The organism is Dictyoglomus sp. GBS (genome assembly GCF_055179815.1).
In genome coordinates, this window is the sequence record NZ_CM143687.1 from 315,168 (window position 1) to 339,081 (window position 23,914).

The following is a 23,914-nucleotide window of genomic DNA, read 5'->3' on the forward strand; positions in this document are numbered from 1 at the left end:
AATATAAAGATCTCTATGGGGTATATAATGTACAGTTTCGAAGATGTTGTAAAAAAAGTTATTCTAACACAAAAAGAGTTTGCTATATATGAAACATTGAAAATTGATGAAGATAATTTTCTTTCCTATATTTTCTTCTCCCCAAAAGAAAAGTTAATACTTAAAGAAACACAAAATATAAGAGAATTTTTTGAAAAATTAGAGAAAAAACTTCAAGAAGGCTTTTATCTTGCAGGATTTTTATCCTATGAACTTGGATATTTTTTAGATTATAAGGACAATGTGGATTATAATCTTGAATTTCCATTAGCCTTTTTTTATGTCTATGAAAGACCAATAATCTATAATCATAAAACCGGAGTTTTTGAAGAAGGAGTTGATTTAATAAATAACTTTTCCCCTATAAAACTTGATAAGAAAAACCCAAGGTTTAAATTAACTAATCTACGTCTTAATATTTCCAAGAAAGAATACGTGGAAAACATAAAGAAAATAAAGGACTATATCTTTTCCGGTGATACTTATCAGATTAACTACACAATAAAGTTAAAGTTTGACCTTACAGGTTCAATTCTGGGATTATACAATAAACTAAAACAAACCCAAAGTGTCTCCTATTGTGCTTTTATTAAAACAAATAATTTTTCTATAATATCCTTCTCACCAGAACTATTTTTTAGAAAAACTAGGGATATTGTTATTGTTAAACCCATGAAAGGAACAATTTCTCGAGGTAAAGATATCTATGAAGATAAAATTCAAGCCTATAAATTACAAAAAAGTATCAAAAACCGTGCAGAAAACATAATGATAGTTGACCTTTTAAGAAATGACTTGGGAAAGATTTCTTTATTGGGTGAAGTAAAAGCAAAAAAACTTCTTGAAATAGAAAAATATAAAACCTTATTTCAGATGACTTCTACAATAGAAGCAAGAATAAAACCAAATATCGATCTATACACACTGTTTCATTCCTTATTTCCTTCTGGTTCTGTAACTGGTGCCCCCAAAATTAGAAGTATGCAAATAATAAAAGAACTGGAAACAGAACCAAGGTATGTTTATACGGGTTCTGTAGGATTTATAAAACCAAATTACGATGCAGTATTCAATGTGGCAATAAGAACTTTGTTGATAGACAAAAATGGAAAAGGTGAGTTAGGGATAGGAAGTGGAATAGTTGCAGATTCTGACCCTCAAAAAGAATATGCTGAATGCAAGCTTAAGTATAAGTTTTTAGTAACAAAAGTTCCAAAGTTTAGATTAATTGAAACAATTTTGTATTGTGCTAACTTTAATAATGAGATTAAAAATTTTTATGACTTAAATCTAAATATCACAAAAGAGAATTTTGAACAAGGATATTTTCTTTTAACATATCATTTAGAAAGACTTAAGAATTCAGCTTTATATTTTGATTTCCAATTTGATGAAGACCAAATTTTAGATAAGTTATACAGGTTAAGAAAAAATCTAACAGAACAAGCATACAGAATAAGACTGTTACTTTCAAAAAATGGTGATATAGAAATACAAAAATTTGTATATGATATAAAAAACTTTTGTTCAAAAAATATGGAAAAGATTGTCCTCTCCAAATACCTGGTAGATAAAAACAATGTTTTCTTGTATCATAAAACCACTAACCGTAGGCTTTATAATAGAGAATATAAAAAACACTCAGAAAAATTTTTTGATGTATTATTTGTTAACAAGAATGGTGAAGTTACAGAGACATCACGGGCTAATATTTTTATTAAAATAGGAAATCATTACTATACGCCGCCAAAATCCTCAGGATTACTAAATGGCGTATTTAAAAGGTTTTTGATAGAACGGAATAAAGAAAAAATTAAAGAGAAAAAGATAAATGTAGAAGAAGTTTTTAAAGCAGAAAAATTATTTATTACAAATGCTGTTTTTGGAATAAAAGAGGTAAAAATTTACAAAACCTAATTTAGATATACCTAAGGAAAAAAATATGGAGGATAAAGATATAAAAATAAGAGGACATCATCTAATCTGTTTATTACATTTTGAAGGTAAAGGATATTCTGAGGAATTTATTGAAAATATGAAGAAAATAAAAGAAAAATTAGAGGAAAACTCTTTATTTATATTAGTTGCGGAAAGGGATAGTATTTGTGATAAATGCCCATATTTAAAAAATGATAAGTGTTTAAGAGAAAGCTATCCTAAGGAGATAGAAACAAAAGATAAGGAAATTATAAATTATCTAAACTTGACCATAAGGGAAAAATATAATTTTCTCGACATAAAAAGATTGATTTTTAAAACACTAACAAGATCAAATTTTGAAAATTTTTGTAAAAATTGCTCTTGGTTTCCTTTATGTTCTCAAAAAAACTTGTTCAGATAATTTAAATATAGAGTGTAACCTAATTTTTTTTCTATTTTCAAGTATATTTCTTGCAAAAATTTAGAAATTATTATAATCTAAAACGTTAAGTTCCCAAGACATAAACTATATATTAAAAGAGATAGTTTTATTCAATATCATAGATCCTATAGAAAATTCAGTTACTCAATAAATAGCATTGTCTTTGGTTTGATACTTATAGTTTTACCTTTTGAAATATTCCTCTTATCCTTCTATCCACAAGTAACCCTTTTTATGTGTAAATCTACCAAGAAATTCCTTCCCATATTCAGGACATAAATATAGTAAAAAGTGAAAATAATATCTCTAAAAATATATAGTGTCTTAGATATGGAAGGAAAAATATCCTCCCTTAATTTTCCCCTTTTTACATTATTTCTATCTATTTTTGGCATTATGATTTCAAAATTTATTAAAGCTAAACCTATTCAACTTTGGATCATATTTATATTTCTCTTAATTTCAATCTCTTCCGCATTTTTTATTCTTTTTCCTTCAAGATTTCCATATGATATTAAAACTTTCTCTGAATCTTATATGAACACCCAAATTGGAACCCGGCTTACTTTACCGATAATCATGGGTACAACTTTAGGCCTAATTCCTTAGTATCAATAACCCCCAAAATACAATATCAACTTCTCAGAAAATAAAATAACCTTATCAAATAACGAAAAGTTGTCTGGCATAACCCTGGCTCTACCCAAAAACTACATAGTAAAAGACCTTCCCTCTGGAATTATTTTAAATGATGATAAAGATTATCAATATTTAATAATAACCGATAAAAACGCAGATAAAAAATTAACCATTCCATTTTCTTTAAAATAATCCATCTTTACTTAATCATAAAAGTCAGTGTATTATTGGATAAAAGGGCTATAAAAAATAAATAGTGTGGGAGGTCGTCTTTTATGATAAATCCTAAGTTGCCCTACATATGGTATGGGGGAGATTATAATCCTGAACAATGGGACAAAGAAGTTTGGAAAGAAGATGTAAGACTTTTTAAATTAGCCCACATCAATATTGCTACAGTGAACGTCTTTTCTTGGGCTCTTTTACAACCCTCAGAAGATACCTATGATTTCTCAATGCTGGATGAGATCATCGATAATCTCTGGAAAAACGGAATCTACATCTGTCTTGCCACATCCACCGCCTCTCAGCCTCACTGGATGTCTGTAAAGTATCCAGAGATTCTTCCTGTAGATATAAATGGAGATAAGAGGGTACATGGAGGGAGAGTAAATTTTTGTCCCAACAGCAAAATATATAGATATTTTTCAGGAAAATTGGTAGAAAAATTAGCAGAAAGGTATGCCAATCATCCTGCCGTTTTAGTATGGCATATAGCTAATGAATATGGGACTTATTGTTATTGTGATAATTGTGCAAAAAGATTTAGAGATTGGCTAAAAAGAAAATATGGTACATTAGAAGAGTTAAACAAGAGATGGTATACTACTTTTTGGAGTCAAACAATTTATGATTGGAATGAGATAACAGCTCCCACATTAAGGAGCGTAATGTTTCAACACTGGTGGACAGGAAAGCTTTCAACTGTAGCTCAAGGCATGGTACTTGATTATTATAGATTTATGTCTGAAAGTATCTTGGAATGCTATCTAAATGAATACAATATAATAAAAAAGTACAATCCTAATATACCTATAACCACAAATCTTATGGGTACTTTTAAACCCCTCAACTATTTTGAATGGGCAAAGCATATGGATGTGGTTTCATGGGACAGTTATCCTTACCTAACCGATGATTATATTAGTATTGCTTTTAGGCACTCTCTAATGAGAGGCCTAAAACAAGGAGAACCCTTCATGCTTATGGAACAAACTCCCAGTCAAACTAATTGGCAACCTTACTGTTATATAAAAAGGCCAAAGGTAATGAGACTTCAAAGCTACCAAGCAGTCGCCCAAGGTGCAGATACAGTTATGTTTTTCCAATTAAGACAATCAAGAGGAGGACCTGAAAAATTCCATGGAGCTGTTATCTCCCATGCAGGACATGAAAACACAAGGGTCTTCCAAGAAGTTAAACAGTTGGGAGAAGAATTAAAGAATTTAGGAGATATCCTTTTAGGTGGCAAAGTAAAATCTCAGACAGCAGTTATTTTTGATTGGGAAAATTGGTGGGCTCTTGAAAACTCTCAAGGTCCAAGTACAGCAATAAACTATGTAGGAGGTGTAGAAAGTTACTTCAGAGCTCTCTTTGAAAATCTTATGGGTGTAGATGTAATAGGAATAGAAGACAGTCTGGAAAAGTATAAGGTAGTAGTAGCACCTCTCCTTTACATGATTAGGAAAGAGACGGCAGAGAAAATAAAAGAATACGTTAGAAAAGGTGGAATTTTCATAACAACCACATTAAGTGGATTAGTAGATGAAAATGATCTAGTATATCTGGGAGGATATCCCGCCCCATTAAGAGATCTTCTTGGAATATGGGTAGAAGAATTTGATGCCTTACCACCTGAAATGAAAAATGAGATTCAAATAACAGATGAATTTAAAAAGGAATTTTCAAAAGAAGCCTATGAATGCAACTTAGTATTTGATGTAATCCATTTTGAAAAGGACACAGCAAAGGCTATAGGTGTATATACAAAGGACTATTATAAAGGCCAACCGGTGATTACTGTAAATAAGTATGGAGATGGATATGCTTACTATGTGGGATCCTTTGCCTCCCATGAATTTTTAAAGGACCTAATAAAATATATATCTAAAGCCCACCATATAGAACCACTATTCAAAGATGTACCTTATGGAGTTGAAATTACTCAAAGGGTAAAAAATAACAAAGTATTTACCTTTGTATTAAATCATACAGAAGAAGCAAAAAGAATAAATATTGGAAATAGAAAAAAGGACCTTATATCTGGAAAAATATACGAAGGAGAGATAGAGATACCTCCAAGAGAAGTACTAATCCTTGAGGAATAAAAATATATAGGGAGGGGGAAGAAATAATCTTCTCCCTCCATGAAAGGCCAAATTATGATATTTTTTGTTATAGCCTTTCATCCTGAAGCAAAACCATTAATAGAACATTTTAAACTAAAAAAAATTCCATCATCAAAATTTGAAACATTTTCCAATAATCAGGTCTTTCTTATTTTAACGAGGGAAGGAATGATAAAATCTTCTATAGGCACTACCTATTTATTGACAAAATTTTCTGCCCAAGAAAAGGACATAGCCATAAATTTAGGAATATGTGGAGCCCAAAATAGAAAATTTCAAAAAGGTGATATTATTTTATGCCATAAAATCATAAATCATTACTCAAAAAGAGCCTTTTATCCAGATATTATTGTAAATCACGACATGAAGGAAGGCATTCTTGAAAGCTTTATGACACCTGTAAAAAAAGATATGGAAGAGAAAATAGAAGGGGACATTGTAGATATGGAAGGTGCTGGATTTTTTGAATCAGCCTCCTTCTTTTTGCCTCCCCATAATACCCATTGTATAAAGATTGTCTACGACTTCTTAGATTACGAAAAAATTGAAAAGGGAGAAATTTCTAATCTTATTTATAATCATATCCCTAAGATAGAAAGGTTTATTTACTCTTTATCGGAATTAAACGAATGTGAGAAATTACCATTTGAAGAGGAGAATATAAAGAATATTGTAGAAAAGCTAAAAGACAGCCTAAATCTTACCTTCTCAATGACCCATGAATTGGAGAAATATTTAAAGGGCTATATAATAAGAAAAGGTAGTATTCCCAAAGAAATCTTTGATTTCCTTAATATAAAAGTTACTTCAAAAAAGGAGAGGAAAGAATACTTTGAAAGAATTAAAAAACTTCTCTACCCTTAGACCCTTTTCCCATATATATGTAGAAAAAGAGGTTCTATTTCATTCTATAACAGAAAAAATCCTAAATAGATTTCCTAAATCAATAATTATAGAGATTGATAACTATAAAGAGGTATTTTCAAGATCAAACCAAAATTACAAAATTCAAGAGCTAAGCAGAAAACTAATATTGGCAAAGAAAAGAAAGGAATTTATATATCCAGGCCCCCCTTTATGTCCCAATTTCGGACAATATTATTTTTACTATACTACATTAATCCTTAACTGTATCTTTAGCTGTGATTATTGTTTTTTAAAAGGGATGTATCCTTCAGCCCATATAGTGGTATTTGTAAACATAGAGGATTACTTTAAAGAAATAGACAAAATTTTAAAAGATCATCCTATTTATCTTTCCATATCCTATAATACAGACCTTTTAGCCCTCGAAAATATCATTCCTTTCTTTAGCATGTTTTTAAATTACGCTGAGAATAAGAAGGATTTAATCATTGAAGTAAGAACCAAATCAGCAGAATATAAACTATGGGAAAAAATAAAACAAAAGGACAACATAATTTTATCCTGGACATTGCTTCCTGATGAGATCATTAAAAAGTATGAAAAAACACCACCCTTAGATCTTAGAATAAAAGCCATAGAAAAAGCTATAGATTACAATTGGACAGTAAGACTAAATTTTGATCCCCTTATTTATGTGGAAGATTATAAAGAGATATATCAAAGATTTGTGCAAAGAATATTTCAAGAAATTGATCCATCTAAGATCTATGATCTATCCATAGGGGTCTTTAGAATCCCAAAAGATTATTTCAAAAGAATGAAAAAAATCTTTATAAATGAGGTCACCCTCTTCCCTTACGAAGAGGGTGACAACGCCTATACCTATCCTTACGGGCTTAAAAAAGAAATGATAAACTTCTTAATCGATAATGTTTCTTCATACATACCCAAGGAAAAAATCTTTATCATCTAAATTATCTCTTAGAAAATATATATTCTAAAAGCTCTCCTTTCATATCATGAGCATATTCCCAAGCAAAAATTCCACCAAGCCTATTTCTTTTTACATAGTCAATAACATACTCTAATGCTTCCTTATCCATATATGTAATAAAGGTATCTCCATCAAAGAGATATGGAGCCTTAGCAACATCATCCCAATATCTCTTAAATTTTCCACTACTTATAAGCTTTTTTATCCCATCCCAAGAAATAGCATCTATACTCTCCTTATATGGTTGGAATAATCCATTATTCTCATTCTTAACTCCTTTCCAGCCTCTTCCATAAAAAGGTACTCCTAATAGTATCTTCTCTGGAGGAACCACATTTAGATAAAGTTTTATTGCCTGATCAGTACTCCATCCTCCCCAAGCAGGATCCTTTGGATTGTTATAAAGATTTGCATGGTGCCCTGTAGTAGAGCTCCAAGATCCATAGTAGTCATAACTCATGACCTTCAAATGATCTACTATCTTAGAAACTGCCACTACATCATTTTTTTGGAGAAACCATGGAGAGGCAGGAACTGCAACAGATAAGGAATAATTTTTACCAGTAGTTTCTGAAAGATTTAAAAGCATATCCCTTAATTCCTTAAGTAAAATCACATAATTTTCCCTATCTTCTGGCCTTGTCCTTATAGGAAGACCCCAGTCAGGACCCACAGGATATTCCCAATCAATATCAATACCATCAAAACCATAATCCAAGATCATTTTCTTAGCATTAACACAAAACTCAGCTCTTAATTTAGGATCATTAGCCATATCTGAAAATCCTTCTGCTCCCCACCCACCTACCGAAATTATTATCTTTAAATCTTTATATCTTTCCCTTAATTTCTTTACCTCTGATTTTAAATCAAAACCCATTTCCACATCAGGTATAAATATTTCAGAGCCATTTCTTATCAATCCAAAGGCAATAATTAACTCATCAACTCCCTTAAGGTTTAAATCATCTCCCTTCCAATATATTCCCTTACTTATTTCCTCCTCTGTATCTCCCAAGGGCCATGTCCTAATATAGGTTCCTACTAAAAAATAGCCATCTTTTGGAAAAGAAGAATTAAAAAGGAACAAAATAAGAAATATCGTGGATAGCAAACAAATTAATCTTCTCATTTAAAATCCCCCCTAATTTTTTTGATTAATATTATATAATTTTTAGGTAGATATAGTCAACTATATTAACTAAATATTAACTAGCATTGAATAATATATAAAAAAGGAGGATCTCCTATTGAAATTTTCAAGTTTTCAATTAAAATAAAAAAAAAACAATATACTCGTATTGATAATATATGGAAGAAGAGAAGGAAGTATTAATAGTAGAAGATTCGCCAGCCCAAGCAGAGCATCTAAGAAGAATTCTCAGCAAATATGGATACTCTTCTTTTGTTGCTTTAAATGGAAAAGAGGCTTTAGAAATCCTTAAAGATCACTCTCCCAAAGCCATAATCTCCGATGTAATAATGCCAGAGCTTAATGGCTTCCAACTCTGCCAAATTGTTAAGCAAAACGAAAAGACAAAAGATATAACTTTTATTCTCCTTACCTCCCTATCTGATCCCAAAGATATTGTGGAAGGGATAAAAGTGGGAGCAGATGGTTTCATAATGAAGCCCTATAATGCTAATTACCTAATCTCTACCCTCCAATATCTATTGTCTTTGAAAGAGCTAAGAAAAACTGGAATTATTGAACCATCTATAGAGTTTACTCTTTTCGGTAAAAGATATCGATTAAATACATCCCAAATCCAAATATTAAATTTACTTTTATCAGTGTATGAGAAAAAATTTGAAGAAAGTTTAGAAATAAAAGAACTTAAAAACACCATAGATAAATTAAGCAAAGAGATCACTAAGATAAAAGAACAAGAAAGTGAATATGATGTTCTTATTGAAGGAATTCCTGCTCCCATTATAGTAATTAGAAAAGATAATGAAGAGATTATCTCTACTAATTCATATGCATTATCCTTTTTCAATATAAAAAAAGAAGAAATTATAGGGAAAAAAATTACTGATCTTTTATCCTTTACTCCCCTTTATTTTGCCAAATTTAAGGCACTTCTTCTTCAAAATCATGAAAATAAAAGCTTCAATCTAAAAGGAAAATTAATATCTAAGGAAGAGGAATTAGAAATTATCGCCACCTATATAACTTATAAAGAGATACCTTCTTTACAACTTGTTATTAAGAAAGGTTAAAACCCTTTTCCCTAAATAGCCTTATACAAATATCTACCACTTCTTCATAATACTTTATACCTTTCCACTTTTCTATTTCAGAAAGGGCTGTATCAATACCAAGAGGAGGACGATAAGGCCTATGAGATGACATAGCATCTACCACATCCGACACTGATATTATGCCCACTTCCAGACTTATATCTCCATTCTTTAATCCATCAGGATAACCTGTACCATCAAGCCTTTCATGATGGTGATACACAATATCTAAAACCTCTGGAGGAAAATCTATATTTTTTAGGATATCATATCCTTTAAAAGGATGCGTCTTCACAATCTCAAACTCAATAGGAGTAAGTTTTCCTGGTTTATTTAATATCTCCGTAGGAATTGCAATCTTACCAATATCATGAAGTAGAGCCCCTATGTAAATTGCATTTATCTTTTCCTTTGAAAACCCCATCTCTTGAGCTATTCTTTTAGAAAGCTCTGCAACCCTTCTTTGATGGTTGGCTGTATAAGGATCTTTGTGCTCTATAATTGAAGATAGGGTTTTTATTATCTGTTGGGAATAACGTTCCAATTTAGAAACTGAATTTTTTAACTCTTTTTGAAGATGCTTTTGTTCCGTAACATCTACAATATATGCCACAGCCTTCTTTTCCTCAAAGATAGATATAATGCATCTCAAATCTCTAATCCCATAACTTGGATCATAGGCTTCAAGTTCAAAATCCAACTTTTTATCTCCTTTGTAAAACTTAATAATCTCCCTTTTTACAATATCAAGATTTTGAGCAGTAAAATAATTAAAGAAATTTTCTTTAAAATTTTCAAAGGAAAAACCCACATACTCCTTTTCAAAAACATTATTCATCCTAACGAGTTTTATCTTATGTATGAATTCAAATATGGCCTCGGGATATGTATTAAAATAGGCCTCAAGATTCTCTCCTACAATTCTCCTTAAAGTGTCGAAATAAACCATAAGATTCTCAATATCAAGCTCAATAATAGGAACAGGTGCCTCCTGAAAGATCATCAGGTTTTCTTCATAAATCTCTTTTAACTTTTTAACATCATAGAGTACATAAACAGAAAGATCCTCTTTTACAATGGGAAACACATGGTAATGTATAGTTACCTTATTTCCATTCTTAGTTAAAAGATTATCTTTCTTTAATACTTCTTCAATATCTACCCCCTTCAATTCTTCCTTGGAGTAACCAGACAACTCTTCAAAACTCTTATTACAATTAAGAATTTTTCCATGTAAATCTGTTATTAAAACAGAAAATTCAAATTCCAAATCATCTTTCATTAAAAAACGATCTCCTTATTTCTACATATACCCTTTTATATTATATAGTATTTTTATATTATATAGTATAATAATATTAAATTTATGAAGAGAACAATAATTTTTGTCACTTTTATTATCATATTACTTAACATATCTCATCCTCAAAGCTTAGATCTTAGAGGAAACTTAAACTTAAATCTTTATTACTCTTACTTTTTAGGAGAAACTTCTCTTAATTACCTTTCTTCAGATATAAAAGAGGGATTATACCTCTCACAAAACTCTCAATTTTCATTAAACTATCTCTTACCAAATCTATCTCTATCCTTTAATTATCTCTCTCAACCTGTAGAAAAAATAAACCTTTCCATAGACACCTATAAGGTTCTTCTATATTTTAGTAATAATTTATCTTTATCCCTATCTCCTCTAACCCTTCACAATAAAATCCTTAATGGAATATATGTGAACTATAAAAACGATAAGTCAAATATACTTTTTGTAGTATCCCAGATTGAGAGCAAAAAGAAGATAGCTAAAATATATGGCAATAATTCAGAGGGTCCCTATTTCATAGGGGACTTCTTTCTTGTACCAAATAAAGAAAGGGTCTTTTTAAATGGAAAATCCTTAGAAAGAGATACAGATTATATTATAGACTATACCTATGGGATTTTATATTTTAGCTTCCCTATATCCCAAGATGATGAATTACTTATAGAATATGAGGCCTCAGGATTTCAAGAGATATATAATCTATATGGATTTAGTCTATCTTATAGTCTTATTGGCATGAATTTTATAAATCTACAAGATACAAATACTAAAACTAATAGAAGATTTTTAGAAGGGAATATTATATTTAAAAAGAATTTCCAATCCTTAGAAATAAGAAGAGCTTTTTCCTTCTTAGACGAGATTTATTCTGGATATGCAGATTATATAAAATATTCGTTAACACTACCAATATTGAATATAAACTTTGAATACCTATTTGGAGATAAAAATTATCCATATATACCTCAAGTATTAGGAAACCTAAATCTTACTTCAGGAGAAAAAATCTATTCTTTAAACTTAAAATTAAATCCCTCTTTCATAGATCTTCTTTTTAACTTCTCTAAAGGAAAAGATGGAGAAAAAATTATAAGTAATGCAAAATGGAATATATATTCTTCTAATATCCTTTTATCTTATAAAAAGGAAAAGGACAATATTACCAATGGAATATTTTTTACATATACAAAAGCCTTTTTAAATCTTGGATATCAAAAAGAAATCTCCCAAAACTATATAGCAAGTACCTATTCTTACAGTTTTCAACCAAAAACGGACAACACCCAGCTTTATATATCCGTATCTAAGAAAAATATAAATTCATCTGGCTCTATTTTAGAAGAAAACCAGCAAAATGCAGGAATCACCATATCAAACAGATCATGGGAAATAGGTTTTGGAGAAATCTACAAAGAAAATATAAATTTAAATCCCTCCTCTCCAATAAATATTACCCAAAATTTTATCACCGATGGATACAATTCAATTTTTGAGCTCAATTATGTACCTGTTCAAGATCTATCTATTTATATAAATAATGTATATGTGGAAAATAATGGGACCTTTACATATTATCTACCAGACGGTACTTATGAAACCTATACCGTAAGCTATACCATAGAGGAAAATCTATTAAATATATTATTTGAGGATGAAAATGGGAAAAATCCTCCACCCTCTGGACTCACCATAACTGTAAATTATAAAGCCTATATTCCTTTCAAGAGTATTACAAAAACTGATACTTTTAGCCTAAAGCTAAAATTCCAAAACCTTTCTCTCTCTTTGTCTTATCAAAAAATCATAAAAGATCTAAAGGAAGATAAAGTACTTTCATTCTCTACTTACGGCATGATTCTTCCCTCCCTTTGGATAAATATTACAGGAAATACTTACCTTGGGAAAATAAAAAATAATATTTCTCTAAATGCTACTTATTATTTTAATCCTTCCTCTTTATACTTTGGCCTCTATTACAATGAAATAGAAGGTAGAAGAATTTTATCCTCAAATATTACTTTGAAACTATACCTTGCACCTTACGAAGCCAATTTAGGCATTGATTACTACAGAAATGACTATTCCAATGACTATTTTCAAAATACAGGTTACAATCTAAATCTAAAGAGAAAATTTAACACATGGGAATTAAAAGGAAATATATCCCAAAACTGGAAATCAGCATCCTATAACCTTGGCCTTTATAGAACAAATCTCCAAAGTCTATCTATATCCTTTAATTATTTCGAAGGAAAGAATGAATTTTCACTTTCCCATGAAGGTTATAGTAATTCTGCCAATAAATATACTCTATCCTTTTCCTATTCTCCTTCTAAGCTAAAAGATAATATTTTTTACATAAAATATGTATATAATATATTAAATGACCAATTTCTTTCTATTTATCAGATAGGTGTAAAAGGTACTATAAATTTTTAAAAATTTGACATACATTTTTGTAAGTAGTATTATTATCAAGGAATTTATAGGAATGAAAGGAGCGAAAGACCTTGAAAAAGAATAAATTCTATATAACAACTCCCATATATTATTCAAATTCTGAACCCCATATTGGGACTGTATATACTACGATCGTTGCGGATACCTTTGCCCGATTTTATAGGCTAAAAGATTATGATGTCTTTTTCTTAACCGGCCTTGATGAGCATGGCCAAAAATTAGCAAGAACCGCCCAAGAAAAAGGCTATTCTCCTCAAGAATATGTAGATATGATGGCCCAGAAGTTTTTAGATACATGGAAAAAAATTGGAATAACAAATGATGATTTTATAAGAACAACCCAGAAAAGACATGAAGAAGTAGTACAAAAGGTATTTCAAAAGCTATATGACAATGGGTATCTATACAAAGGTACCTATGCAGGATGGTATTGCACCCCCTGTGAAACATTCTATCAAAAAGAGGAACTCCATGATGGTAACTGTCCCAATTGTGGAAGACCTGTGGAATTTTTAGAAGAAGAAACCTACTATTTCAAATTATCCGAGTTTGGTCCCGCTCTCTTAAAATACATTGAGGAACATCCAGAATTTGTGTACCCCGAGTCAAGGAAAAATGAAGTAATAAGCTTTATAAAAAGTGGATTGAAAGATATAAGTGCTACAAGAACTACGGTAAAATGGGGAATACCTGTACCCTTTGATCCAAAGCATACAGTATATGTATGGTTTGATGCGCTGGTAAATTATATAAGTGCCCTTGGATATTTAAGTGATGATGATACAAAATTTAGAAGATATTGGCCTGCAGATGTACATCTTATAGGCAAAGATATTTTAAGATTCCATGCTATCATATGGCCTGCCATCCTCATGGCTCTAAATATTCCATTGCCAAAAACTGTCCTTGCTCATGGATTCTGGACCATAAAGGGTGGAAAAATATCAAAATCAAAAGGAAACAAAGTAGATCCTCATGAATTAATTAATATTTATGGGGTAGATGCCTTAAGATACTTCTTACTTAGAGAAGTCCCCTTAGGATTAGATGGGGAATATAGTGATGAAGCTTTCCACAGAAGATATACTTCAGATCTTGCCAACGATCTTGGAAATCTTTTAAATAGGGTGCTTACAGTGGCAGAAAAATATAGTGAAGGAAAAGTGCCAAACCCATCAGAAATGAAAGAAGAAGATAAAGCCTTATTGGAAAAAACAGAAGAAATGGCAAAAAGAGTAGAAGATGAAATGGAAAAATTCAACCCCTCATCTGCCCTTAGTTGTATTTGGGAAGTTATTCAAGATGCCAATAGATACATAGATCAACAAGCTCCTTGGAACTTAACATCCGATAAAGAAAGATTAAATACCGTAATCTATACCCTTTTAGAAACTTTGAGAAGAATATCTATTCTCCTTTATGCCTTTATACCTGACTCAGCTGTTAAAATACAAGAGCAGTTAGGATATCAAGATCCACAATTCTCTTGGGACCTTATTAAGGATGTTAAGATCCCGGTAGGGCAGAAACTAAATAAAGGTAAAATCTTATTCCCAAGAGTAGAAAGAAAGGAAAAGGAAGAGAAAGAAGAAGTTAAAGAAGAGCCAAAGATCCCTATTGAGGAATTCAAAAAGATAGATCTCAGAGTAGCCAAAGTATTATCAGCAAGAAAGGTTGAAAATAGCGATAAATTGCTTCTTTTGGAGATTGATTTAGGGGACGAAAAAAGACAAATAGTAGCAGGAATTGCAGAACATTACAAACCTGAAGATATGGTAGGAAGGGAAATCATTGTGGTGTATAATCTACAGCCGGCCAAAATAAGAGGATACGAATCTCAAGGTATGCTTCTTGCAGCCAAGGATTCGAAGGGTCGCCTTGCCATATTGACTCCTGAAAAGGAGGTAGACCCAGGATCGAAGGTGAGTTAAGATGCCATTAGCATTATACAGAAAATATAGGCCTCAAACCTTTGAAGAAGTTGTAGGCCAAGAGCATATAGTAATAACATTACAAAATAGCCTTAAGTATAACCATATAGGTCATGCCTACCTCTTTGCAGGTCCAAGAGGTACAGGAAAGACTACTATTGCAAGAATCTTAGCAAAATCTCTTAATTGTGCAGAAGGTCCAACACCAACTCCATGTCTAAAGTGTGCCTCTTGTATGGAAATTGCAGAAGGAAGAAGCATAGATGTAATTGAAATAGATGCTGCCTCTAATCGTGGAATAGATGAGATAAGGGATATCAGAGAGAAAGCAAGACTCTTACCTGTAAGGGATAGATATAAGGTATATATCATAGACGAAGTCCACATGTTAACAAATGAAGCCTTTAATGCCCTATTAAAGATATTGGAAGAGCCTCCAGATCACGTAGTATTTATCATGGCAACCACTGAGCCTCAAAAGGTACCTTTAACTATTCTTTCCCGATGTCAAAGATTTGACTTTAGAAGATTAACAAGGGATGAGATAGTTAAACAATTGGCAAAAATTGCAGAGAAAGAAGGGGCTAAAATAACAGAAGGAGCATTAAAACTCATTGCCTTACAAGCTCAAGGCTCCTTAAGAGATTCCATTAGTCTTCTTGAACAGCTCTTGGTATATGGAGATCAAGAGATCAATGAAGAACTTGCAAGAAACCTTCTTGGTCTTCCCACCTATGAATTTACTTATACCTTTGCAAAGGCCCTTGGAGAATATAACTTAGCAGAAGGTTACAGTCTTCTTCAACAGATATTTCAGATGGGTAAAAACCCACAACAATTTGCAAGGGATCTTTTACGGCATTTTAGAAATTTACTTCTTCTTAAGGCAGATCCAAGGGTTGGAAATATTCTCTCCCTTACTCAGGAAGAATATGACGAACTTATAGAGGAAACGAAACTATATACCATAAAAAGATTACAAGAAATAATTGATCAGCTTCTTATCTTAGAAAATAGACTTAGAGACCTTACCAACGCCCCCTTAGTTATGGAAATGCTTCTAATTCCTCTCTTCATAAAACCAGAAGGTGGAGAAGTAATTTTAGAAGCACCATTAGAGAAAGAAGAAAAGAAGGTAGAAGTTAAAAAGCAAGAACCAGTAAAAGAAGAAAAGAAATCAGAAGAAAAAGGTATAGATATAGAGGTTGTCAAGGATAAATGGACAACTGTATTAGAAAGAGTAAAGAAGAAAAAAGTATCCTTAGAAGCCATGCTTAGAGAGGCAAGAATTGTAGGAATTGATGAGGAAGGAAGATTAGTTCTTGGCCTTCCCAAGACATTATCATTCCTTAAAGAGAGATTAGAAGAAAGACCAAATAGAAGTGTAGTAGAAGAAAAAATAAGAGAGGTTTATGGGGTACAGATTCCTGTAAAATTTATTACCATGGAAGATGATCTAATTTTAGACAATCCCAAAATTTCCAGTAAGAAAGAGGAGAACCTTTCTACTGAGGAGATAAGAAACTTCTTTAAGGGAAAAACCTTAGAATAGGAGGGATAAAGTGAAAGGAAATCCATTTGAAGCCATGAAACAACTTAAGAAGATACAAGAAAAAATGGCCAAAATTGATCAAGAACTTGAACAGACCTTAGTTGAAGGTACAGCAGGTGGTGGAGTAGTAAAAATAGTAATGACTGCGAAAGAGGAAGTAAAAGAAGTAAAAATAGATCCCGAAGTAGTTAATAAAGAGGAGGTAGATGTATTGGAGGATCTCATCTCAGCTGCCTTAAGAGATGCCCTTACAAAGGCAAAAGAAAAGGCAGCTGAAAAAATGGGAAGTCTCACTGATGGACTTCCTTTTCCTCCTGGACTTTTCTAAAATATGCATGAAAAAAGCTTATTTGAACAGCTCATTGATGAGCTAAAAAAGATACCTGGTATTGGGCCTAAGTCAGCTCAAAGGATAGCCTTTTACCTTATAAAACAACCCCAAGAGAATGTAGAGCATTTAGCAAACACCATCTTAAGGGTTAAAAAACAAACAAAATATTGTTCTATATGTTATAATCTCACCGAAAAGGATCCATGTGAAATATGCTCTAATCCAGATAGAGAGCAATCTATTATCTGTGTAGTGGCAGATCCAAAAGACGTATGGGCTATAGAAAAGACATCACATTTTGAGGGAGTTTACCATGTCCTTGGAGGACTTATATCTCCCCTTGATGGTGTATTTCCAGAAGATTTAAGAATAAATGAACTAATAGAAAAGGTTAAAAAGGGAAATATAGAGGAAGTAATACTAGCTACTGACTCTACCCCAGAAGGAGAAGCAACTGCCCTTTATATAGCTCGTCTTTTAATCCCTTATAAAATAAAAGTTACTCGTCTTGCCCATGGACTTCCTGCAGGAACAGAGCTTGATTTTGCTGATGAAATTACCTTAATCCATGCTATAGATGGAAGACAGGAACTGAAAATAAATTTTTAAAAAAAGGAGGTTGAAGTATGAAGGATATGTTAGAAGTTCGCTGGCATGCTAGAGCAGGGCAAGGAGCAAAGACCGCTTCCTATCTCCTTGCTGAAACAGCCATGGAGGCTGGAAAATTTATACAAGCCTTCCCTGAATATGGTCCAGAAAGAACCGGAGCACCTATGAAGGCCTATACAAGGATAAGTGATAAACCTATAAGAATACACAGCCAAGTATACAATCCAGACGTAGTGGTAGTTCTTGATAAAAGTCTAATAGGAAAAGTAAATGTATTAGAAGGGCTACCTTCTGATGGGATCATCATTGTAAATACCACTCAAGATCCTAAGGAGGTTAGAAAAGATCTTGGAATCTCAGATAGGAAAATCTATACCGTAGATGCTACTGGTATAGCTCTTCAAACTATTGGAAGGCCAATACCAAATACCCCAATGCTTGGAGCCCTTATAAGAGTAGTTCCAATAATTTCCTTAGAAGATGTACTCGATCAATTGAAAAAGAAATTTGAAGGGAAATTTAAACCCGAGGTTATCGAGGGTAACCTTCAAGCTATAAAAAGAGCTTACGAGGAGGTAAAAGGAGAATGAAACTTCCAGGATGGAAAGAATTAGTTAATTCGGGTCCAATCCTTCCAGCATCTACATCTAAAGAGTATAAAACTGGAGATTGGAGAACCTTTAAACCAGAAATAGATTACAATAAATGTACTACATGTATGTTTTGCTGGCTCTTCTGCCCAGATTCTGCAGTAAAATTTGATGGGCAAAAAGTATACATTGATTATGATTATTGTAAAGGCTGTGGAGTCTGTGCAGCAGAATGCCCTGTAAAAGCCATAACCATGAAAGAAGAAGAAAAGTAAAGGAGGGAAGAAGATGAAAACCCAAGTTAGAAAAATTGCTATAGAGGGAAATGAGGCAGCAGCATTAGCTTTCAAACAAATAAATCCTGACGTAGTAGCTGCTTATCCTATAACTCCATCTACTGAGGTGGTACAAAAATTTTCTGAATATGTGGCAAACGGAGAAGTAGATACCGAATTTGTACCTGTGGAAAGCGAACACAGTGCTATGAGTGCCTGTGTCGGAGCATCTGCTGCTGGAGCAAGAGTTATGACATCTACAGCATCTCAGGGTTTAGCCCTCATGTGGGAGATGCTTTATATAGCGGCATCCTTAAGGCTACCTATCATAATGACAGTTGCAAACAGAGCTTTATCTGCTCCTATTAACATTCATGGAGATCACAGCGATGCTATGGGAGCAAGAGATTCCGGATGGATACAAATCTTCTCTGAAAATGTACAAGAAATATATGATAATATATTCCAAGCAGTAAAGATTGCAGAAAATGAAAATGTAAGATTACCTGTAATGGTAGGATATGATGGTTTTATCACAAGTCATTCTGTAGAAACCATTGAGCTTCTTGATGATGAGGTGGTTAGAAATTTTGTTGGAAAATATAAACCAAAATATACTCTACTTGACGTGGATAATCCTATCTCTGTTGGACCCCTTGCCCTTACCGACTCCTACTTTGAGTTTAAAGTAGCCCAAGCACATGCTATTGAAAATTCTCTCCCCATTATCAAAAAGGTAGGAAAGGAATATGGAGATCTTACAGGAAGATACTATGATGTGATTGAAAAATATAAGATGGATGGAGCTGAATATGTTATAGTAGCTATGAGTTCTACAGTAGGTACAGCAAGAGAAGTGGTAGATAGCCTTAGAGAAAAAGGGCTTCCTGTAGGACTCCTTAAAATAAGAGTTTTTAGGCCATTCCCCACCGAGGACATCGTCAATGCATTAAAGGATGTAAAAGTAGTAGGAATCCTTGATAGAAGCATGGTACCAGGATCCTTTGGAGGACCTCTCTATCATGAGATCACATCTGCCATGTATCATTTCGATAAGAGACCAATAGCCCAAGCCTATGTATATGGTCTTGGTGGAAGAGACATCACCACAAACCATATAGAAAAGGTATTTGAAGAACTTATGGAGATAGGTAAGAAGGGTAAGCCAAATCCTCTTACCTACATCGGAGTAAGAGAATAGGAGGTGCTAAAAATGGCAATAAATCTCAGAGAATTAGCATTAAAAGAAGAGAGATTAGTAAGTGGACATAGATTATGTGCAGGTTGTGGTGCCAGCATTATTGTAAGAATGATATTAAATGCCATAGACGAACCAGTGGTAGTAGCAAACGCTACAGGATGTCTTGAAGTAGCAACCACCATATTCCCTTTCACAGCATGGAATGTACCATGGATTCATAGCGCCTTTGAAAATGCAGCTGCTACCATATCAGGAGTTGAGGCAGCTTATAGAGCTTTAAAGAAAAAGGGAGAAATAAATAGAGAGATAAGATTTTTAAGCTTCTCAGGTGATGGTGGTACCTATGATATTGGTCTCCAAGCCCTTTCTGGCGCCATTGAAAGAGGCCACAGGGCTGTATATATATGCTACAACAATGAAGCTTACATGAATACAGGTATACAAAGATCTGGTGCAACCCCAAGAGGAGCCTTTACCACAACCTCTCCAGCTGGAAGAGTTATTCCTGGTAAACCTCAAAAGAGAAAAAATCTTACTGAAATGATGGTAGCTAATGGTGCAAGATATGTGGCACAAGCATCCCCAAGCCACTGGAGAGATCTGATGGAAAAAGTAAGAAAGGCTGTAAATACAGATGGTCCTGCCTTCTTAAACATATACTCCACATGTCCCAGAGGATGGAGAACACCAGATAATTCTGCTATAAGCATATCAAGACTTGCAGTAGAAACTGGAGCTTGGTTCCTTTATGAAGTAGAAGATGGAAAATACAAAATAAATTACAAACCCGCAAAAGGATTTAAACCCATTGAAGAATATATCAAGGTACAAGGAAGATTTGCCCATCTCTTAAAGCCAGAAAACGCCCACATATTAGAAGATCTTAAAAAGGATTTAGAAGAAGAATGGAATAGACTCCTCAGACTTGAGGAAGTTACAAATAAATAGTCATGGATAAGAATAGGCACCTCTCCTATAGGAGAGGTGCCATCCCCATAAAAAAGAATATAGATTATAAACTGGGAGTACATCTATTCCGAGGCGATAGAGCTATTTTGGAAGATATAAAACTATTAAAGATAAATACCGCTCAAATATTTTCTGGAAATCCAAGGAGCTACAGACCTAATAACGAAAAACTTCCCACCTTTCCTTTTTCAAGCATATTCATCCATGCACCCTACGTGGTTAACATTGCATCCTCCGATGAAAAAGTATGGAATCTATCTATAAAAAAGGTAAAAGAAGAATTAAAAATTGCCGAAGAAATGGAATGGGAAGGAGTAGTTATACATGCAGGAAGCAGTAAAAAAATGGGAAAAGACGTAGCTAAAAAAAATTTCTTAAAAGCCTTAGAAAAAATCTTTGAAACTGACGGAGTTAAAAGGGCAAAACTTATTATGGAAAATAGTGCAGGAGAAGGAGACGGATGGGGGTCTACAATAGAAGATTTAATCTCTGTATATGAAGAATTTCCTGATATCTATTTCTGTCTTGATACATGTCATCTTTTTGCAGCTGGATATAATCTCAAAAATGAGAGAGTATGTAGAGAAACCTTTTATAATTTCTTTGAAAAGATACCTCAAGAAAAATTAGTTTTAATCCATATAAATGATTCCCATTTTCCCCTTGGATCAAAAAGGGACCAGCATGCCCATGTAGGAAAAGGTGCCATGGGAGTTACAGCCTTCCAAAATCTATTAAAAATTGAAACCATAAGAAGAATTCCTTTAATACTTGAAACTCCTAAGGACTCTCCCATGGCAGACCTCTATAATTTACATATAATAAGAAAAATACTTGAAAATTCCGACTAACCTATCAAATATTTCTTCACAAATTTCATCTTCTCATAAGTATGGAAAGTACCTCCACCTTCATGTCCATTAAAAGGATAAATCTTAATATCCTTTTCTCCTTTGTAATGATTATAGGCTGCAAAAACAGTAGATGGTGGACATATCATATCCATAAGACCTACAGAAAAGAGGGCTTTAGCCTTTGCCCTTGCTGAAAAATTCACCCCATCAAAATAGGAAAGAGTTTTAAATACTTGATCTTCATGATCTCTATGAGTCTTCAAATATTGCACTATCTCTTGATATGGATATCCATCGGTAATCTCTACAGCCCTTCTATAATGGCATAAGAAAGGAACATCAGGCATAGCAATCTTTAGATCTATACCAATATAGGTAGAAAGTCCAGCAACAGCAAGAGTTATACCTCCTCCTTGACTTCCCCCTGTAATACCAACCCTATTTTTATCTACCTGAGGAAAGGACAGTAAAGTTTCTACTGCCCTTACCGCATCTGTAAAAACCCTTCTATAATAATATTTCTTCGGGTCCAAAATACCTCTTGTCATAAATCCAGGATATTCTGGATAAAAAGGTGCATCATCATAATCAGGAGTATCTCCAGGACTCCATGAACTCCCCTGTCCTCTTGTATCCATTACTAAGTGGACAACTCCCATATTAGCCCACAAAAGAAAATCATAAGCAAAACTCCTTCCACCGCCATATCCAATATATTCCACAATCCCAGGAAATTTATCCTTTCTGTCCTTTGGAACAATAAGCCATGCCTTTATCCTCTGCCCCTTATAACCAGAAAAAGTAACATCATAGGTCTCCACCAATTCAAGTCCAAAATCTACCTTCTCAAAAACAGGATCCAAAGGATATTTTCTTGATTCTTCAAGGGTCTCTTTCCAAAAATCATCAAAATCTTCCGGCTCTTCCCTTTCAGGTAAATATTTCCAAAGCTCTGAAAGTGGCAGGTCAAAAAGTGCCATAAAACACCTCCTCTTTAAATTTTTGAAAATAATTATACTACAATTGTATAAGAAAGATGATGATAGAGCTTTTAATACATATAATCTAAATCCTATCTACAAAGAATCTTTCCTTTACTTTTTCTTATGTGTTATAATTATTACAATAAGTTTTAAAATAATTAAGTAGATTAAGGAGGAAAGTAAAATGGCAGATATTAGATCATATGAGATAGTAGAAGGATTATACCTTATTAAAAATCCACAACTTTTCTTTAATTTTAATAGCTATCTTTTATCATGTCCCTTGGATCAAAACATTAAGCTAAACATCCTTTTTGACCCCCTTCCTTTAAGATGTTTTAAAGATTTTGTAAAAGCTATTGATGATCTTATAGGAATAGAAAATATTGATATTATTTATACAAACCATCAAGATCCAGATCTTACCTCTTCTGTTCCTGCTCTTCTTGACCTCTCCAAAAAAGCCTTCTATCTTACTTCTCAGGATACATGGAGACTTACAAGTGGATATAATATTGATCCAGATAGGTTCCAACCCATTGAACTACTTCCCAATAGAAAATTAAAGTTTAGCAAAGATAGTGATGATTGTCTTCAATTTATTCCTACTCCTTTTTGTCACTTTAGAGGTGCTTATGCAGTATATTATCCTAAACTTAAGGTCCTTTTTACAGGAGACCTCCTTGGAGGGGCATCTACAAAAAAATCTGAAGGAATATATGCTGATAAAGATTCATGGGTTGGTATTAAGCTTTTCCATGAAGTTTACATGCCCACAAAGGAAGCCTTAAGACTTGCTATAGATCAAATTGGAAGATTGGCTCCTATTCCCGAACTTATTCTCCCTCAACATGGAGATATCATAAAGGGAGATTTAGTTATAGAGTTTTTAAAGAGATTAAACGAGATTGATGTTGGATTGGATTATATAAAGAAAGAGGAAAGAGAAAAAGAACTTTATATAAGAGTCTTTAATGATATGCTGGACTACGCAAAGAGTAAATATGGAGAAAAGGCAGTGATAGAGAAATTGAATAATATAAGCATTCAAATGTCCAACTATCCTGAGATTATTAAAATAGAAAATGGAGTAATCTCTGAGGTTTACATACCTCCAGCCACTGCTTTTGTATTTATATATGATTTATTCTGCCAGCATCTCTCTGAAAAAGACAAAGAAGATATAAGACTTCAATCTATTGCAATATTCAAAAAATATAACTTATCGGTACCAGAAGAATTGCTTTACAAAAGAAGCAGTTCTTTGGTAGACAAATTAAGAATAATCTTTAATCCTATAAGAATATAATAATCAAAAGCCCTCCAATTTTGTTTGGAAGCTATT

At 32.8% G+C, this 23,914-nt stretch carries 21 protein-coding genes; 18 read left to right on the plus strand and 3 right to left on the minus strand.

Annotated features, from left to right (window positions below):
- Positions 1–15: 15 nt before the first annotated feature.
- The 6 genes from pabB to ACY3IT_RS01480 all read left to right on the plus strand — a co-directional run bounded on the left by pabB (position 16) and on the right by ACY3IT_RS01480 (position 7,228).
- Positions 16–1,956 (plus strand): aminodeoxychorismate synthase component I, encoded by a 1,941-nt coding sequence (pabB, locus tag ACY3IT_RS01455; protein ID WP_463083020.1) that lies wholly within the window; start codon positions 16–18, stop codon positions 1,954–1,956.
- Between the two features lie 25 nt (positions 1,957–1,981).
- Positions 1,982–2,380 carry a DUF1284 domain-containing protein gene (locus tag ACY3IT_RS01460; RefSeq protein ID WP_463083021.1) on the plus strand — a complete coding sequence of 133 codons (399 nt, stop codon included), beginning with the start codon at positions 1,982–1,984 and terminating at the stop codon, positions 2,378–2,380.
- Positions 2,381–3,079: 699 nt separating this feature from the next.
- The gene (locus ACY3IT_RS01465) at positions 3,080–3,232 is read left to right on the plus strand and encodes a hypothetical protein (RefSeq protein ID WP_463083022.1); all 153 of its coding nucleotides are present in this window, start codon (positions 3,080–3,082) and stop codon (positions 3,230–3,232) included.
- A gap of 83 nt (positions 3,233–3,315) precedes the next feature.
- The gene (locus tag ACY3IT_RS01470) at positions 3,316–5,367 is read left to right on the plus strand and encodes a beta-galactosidase (RefSeq protein WP_463083023.1); all 2,052 of its coding nucleotides are present in this window, start codon (positions 3,316–3,318) and stop codon (positions 5,365–5,367) included.
- A gap of 54 nt (positions 5,368–5,421) precedes the next feature.
- Positions 5,422–6,252, plus strand: a complete 831-nt coding sequence (locus ACY3IT_RS01475; protein WP_463083024.1) for a 5'-methylthioadenosine/S-adenosylhomocysteine nucleosidase family protein — start codon at positions 5,422–5,424, stop codon at positions 6,250–6,252.
- Positions 6,221–7,228 carry a spore photoproduct lyase family protein gene (locus tag ACY3IT_RS01480; RefSeq protein WP_463083025.1) on the plus strand — a complete coding sequence of 336 codons (1,008 nt, stop codon included), beginning with the start codon at positions 6,221–6,223 and terminating at the stop codon, positions 7,226–7,228. Before ACY3IT_RS01475 ends, ACY3IT_RS01480 begins: the two co-directional genes overlap by 32 nt.
- Before the next feature lies 1 nt (position 7,229).
- On the opposite strand, the gene ACY3IT_RS01485 is transcribed toward ACY3IT_RS01480, so the two are convergent.
- Positions 7,230–8,381 (minus strand): glycoside hydrolase family 18 protein, encoded by a 1,152-nt coding sequence (locus ACY3IT_RS01485; RefSeq protein ID WP_463083026.1) that lies wholly within the window; start codon positions 8,379–8,381, stop codon positions 7,230–7,232.
- A gap of 179 nt (positions 8,382–8,560) precedes the next feature.
- On the opposite strand from ACY3IT_RS01485, the gene ACY3IT_RS01490 reads away from it, so the two are divergent.
- Positions 8,561–9,472, plus strand: coding sequence for a response regulator (locus tag ACY3IT_RS01490; protein WP_463083027.1), 912 nt, complete (start codon positions 8,561–8,563; stop codon positions 9,470–9,472).
- On the opposite strand, the gene ACY3IT_RS01495 is transcribed toward ACY3IT_RS01490, so the two are convergent.
- Positions 9,459–10,775 carry an HD domain-containing phosphohydrolase gene (locus ACY3IT_RS01495; RefSeq protein WP_463083028.1) on the minus strand — a complete coding sequence of 439 codons (1,317 nt, stop codon included), beginning with the start codon at positions 10,773–10,775 and terminating at the stop codon, positions 9,459–9,461. The genes ACY3IT_RS01490 and ACY3IT_RS01495 overlap by 14 nt on opposite strands.
- Before the next feature lie 84 nt (positions 10,776–10,859).
- Between ACY3IT_RS01495 and ACY3IT_RS01500 the strand changes: the two genes are divergently transcribed.
- The 10 genes from ACY3IT_RS01500 to ACY3IT_RS01545 all read left to right on the plus strand — a co-directional run bounded on the left by ACY3IT_RS01500 (position 10,860) and on the right by ACY3IT_RS01545 (position 21,583).
- A complete protein-coding gene (locus ACY3IT_RS01500; protein ID WP_463083029.1) occupies positions 10,860–13,253 on the plus strand; it encodes a hypothetical protein in 2,394 nt (797 codons plus the stop codon).
- A gap of 71 nt (positions 13,254–13,324) precedes the next feature.
- On the plus strand, positions 13,325–15,205 hold the full coding sequence (gene metG, locus ACY3IT_RS01505) for a methionine--tRNA ligase (RefSeq protein ID WP_463083030.1): 1,881 nt from the start codon (positions 13,325–13,327) through the stop codon (positions 15,203–15,205).
- 1 nt (position 15,206) lies between these two features.
- Positions 15,207–16,757, plus strand: coding sequence for a DNA polymerase III subunit gamma/tau (gene dnaX, locus ACY3IT_RS01510; protein ID WP_463083031.1), 1,551 nt, complete (start codon positions 15,207–15,209; stop codon positions 16,755–16,757).
- A gap of 10 nt (positions 16,758–16,767) precedes the next feature.
- Positions 16,768–17,085: a YbaB/EbfC family nucleoid-associated protein gene (locus ACY3IT_RS01515; protein ID WP_463083032.1), complete on the plus strand. Its 318-nt coding sequence runs from the start codon at positions 16,768–16,770 to the stop codon at positions 17,083–17,085.
- 3 nt (positions 17,086–17,088) lie between these two features.
- A complete protein-coding gene (recR, locus tag ACY3IT_RS01520; protein ID WP_463083033.1) occupies positions 17,089–17,697 on the plus strand; it encodes a recombination mediator RecR in 609 nt (202 codons plus the stop codon).
- 17 nt (positions 17,698–17,714) lie between these two features.
- The gene (locus ACY3IT_RS01525) at positions 17,715–18,287 is read left to right on the plus strand and encodes a 2-oxoacid:acceptor oxidoreductase family protein (protein WP_463083034.1); all 573 of its coding nucleotides are present in this window, start codon (positions 17,715–17,717) and stop codon (positions 18,285–18,287) included.
- Complete coding sequence (locus tag ACY3IT_RS01530; RefSeq protein ID WP_463083035.1) at positions 18,284–18,562, plus strand: 4Fe-4S binding protein; 279 nt, start codon at positions 18,284–18,286, stop codon at positions 18,560–18,562. Before ACY3IT_RS01525 ends, ACY3IT_RS01530 begins: the two co-directional genes overlap by 4 nt.
- A gap of 13 nt (positions 18,563–18,575) precedes the next feature.
- Positions 18,576–19,763 carry a transketolase C-terminal domain-containing protein gene (locus tag ACY3IT_RS01535; RefSeq protein WP_463083036.1) on the plus strand — a complete coding sequence of 396 codons (1,188 nt, stop codon included), beginning with the start codon at positions 18,576–18,578 and terminating at the stop codon, positions 19,761–19,763.
- Between the two features lie 12 nt (positions 19,764–19,775).
- The gene (locus ACY3IT_RS01540) at positions 19,776–20,711 is read left to right on the plus strand and encodes a thiamine pyrophosphate-dependent enzyme (RefSeq protein ID WP_463083037.1); all 936 of its coding nucleotides are present in this window, start codon (positions 19,776–19,778) and stop codon (positions 20,709–20,711) included.
- A 2-nt stretch (positions 20,712–20,713) separates the two neighbouring features.
- Positions 20,714–21,583, plus strand: coding sequence for a deoxyribonuclease IV (locus ACY3IT_RS01545; protein ID WP_463083038.1), 870 nt, complete (start codon positions 20,714–20,716; stop codon positions 21,581–21,583).
- On the opposite strand, the gene ACY3IT_RS01550 is transcribed toward ACY3IT_RS01545, so the two are convergent.
- Positions 21,580–22,566 (minus strand): acetylxylan esterase, encoded by a 987-nt coding sequence (locus ACY3IT_RS01550; RefSeq protein ID WP_463083039.1) that lies wholly within the window; start codon positions 22,564–22,566, stop codon positions 21,580–21,582. The genes ACY3IT_RS01545 and ACY3IT_RS01550 overlap by 4 nt on opposite strands.
- Positions 22,567–22,753: 187 nt before the next feature.
- On the opposite strand from ACY3IT_RS01550, the gene ACY3IT_RS01555 reads away from it, so the two are divergent.
- A complete protein-coding gene (locus ACY3IT_RS01555) occupies positions 22,754–23,878 on the plus strand; it encodes an oxygen-binding di-iron domain-containing protein (protein ID WP_463083040.1) in 1,125 nt (374 codons plus the stop codon).
- Positions 23,879–23,914: the final 36 nt, after the last annotated feature.

Excerpts from the sequence above, each read along its gene's own strand:
- ACY3IT_RS01525 (WP_463083034.1), top strand. The coding sequence starts at position 17,715 with ATGAAGGATATGTTAGAAGTTCGCTGGCATGCTAGAGCAGGGCAAGGA.
- ACY3IT_RS01470 (WP_463083023.1), top strand. The coding sequence starts at position 3,316 with ATGATAAATCCTAAGTTGCCCTACATATGGTATGGGGGAGATTATAAT.
- recR (WP_463083033.1), top strand. The coding sequence starts at position 17,089 with ATGCATGAAAAAAGCTTATTTGAACAGCTCATTGATGAGCTAAAAAAG.
- ACY3IT_RS01535 (WP_463083036.1), top strand. The coding sequence starts at position 18,576 with ATGAAAACCCAAGTTAGAAAAATTGCTATAGAGGGAAATGAGGCAGCA.
- ACY3IT_RS01545 (WP_463083038.1), top strand. The coding sequence starts at position 20,714 with ATGGATAAGAATAGGCACCTCTCCTATAGGAGAGGTGCCATCCCCATA.
- ACY3IT_RS01495 (WP_463083028.1), bottom strand. The coding sequence starts at position 10,775 with ATGAAAGATGATTTGGAATTTGAATTTTCTGTTTTAATAACAGATTTA.
- ACY3IT_RS01460 (WP_463083021.1), top strand. The coding sequence starts at position 1,982 with ATGGAGGATAAAGATATAAAAATAAGAGGACATCATCTAATCTGTTTA.
- ACY3IT_RS01475 (WP_463083024.1), top strand. The coding sequence starts at position 5,422 with ATGATATTTTTTGTTATAGCCTTTCATCCTGAAGCAAAACCATTAATA.
- ACY3IT_RS01550 (WP_463083039.1), bottom strand. The coding sequence starts at position 22,566 with ATGGCACTTTTTGACCTGCCACTTTCAGAGCTTTGGAAATATTTACCT.
- pabB (WP_463083020.1), top strand. The coding sequence starts at position 16 with ATGGGGTATATAATGTACAGTTTCGAAGATGTTGTAAAAAAAGTTATT.
- dnaX (WP_463083031.1), top strand. The coding sequence starts at position 15,207 with ATGCCATTAGCATTATACAGAAAATATAGGCCTCAAACCTTTGAAGAA.
- ACY3IT_RS01500 (WP_463083029.1), top strand. The coding sequence starts at position 10,860 with ATGAAGAGAACAATAATTTTTGTCACTTTTATTATCATATTACTTAAC.
- ACY3IT_RS01530 (WP_463083035.1), top strand. The coding sequence starts at position 18,284 with ATGAAACTTCCAGGATGGAAAGAATTAGTTAATTCGGGTCCAATCCTT.
- ACY3IT_RS01490 (WP_463083027.1), top strand. The coding sequence starts at position 8,561 with ATGGAAGAAGAGAAGGAAGTATTAATAGTAGAAGATTCGCCAGCCCAA.
- ACY3IT_RS01555 (WP_463083040.1), top strand. The coding sequence starts at position 22,754 with ATGGCAGATATTAGATCATATGAGATAGTAGAAGGATTATACCTTATT.
- ACY3IT_RS01540 (WP_463083037.1), top strand. The coding sequence starts at position 19,776 with ATGGCAATAAATCTCAGAGAATTAGCATTAAAAGAAGAGAGATTAGTA.
- ACY3IT_RS01485 (WP_463083026.1), bottom strand. The coding sequence starts at position 8,381 with ATGAGAAGATTAATTTGTTTGCTATCCACGATATTTCTTATTTTGTTC.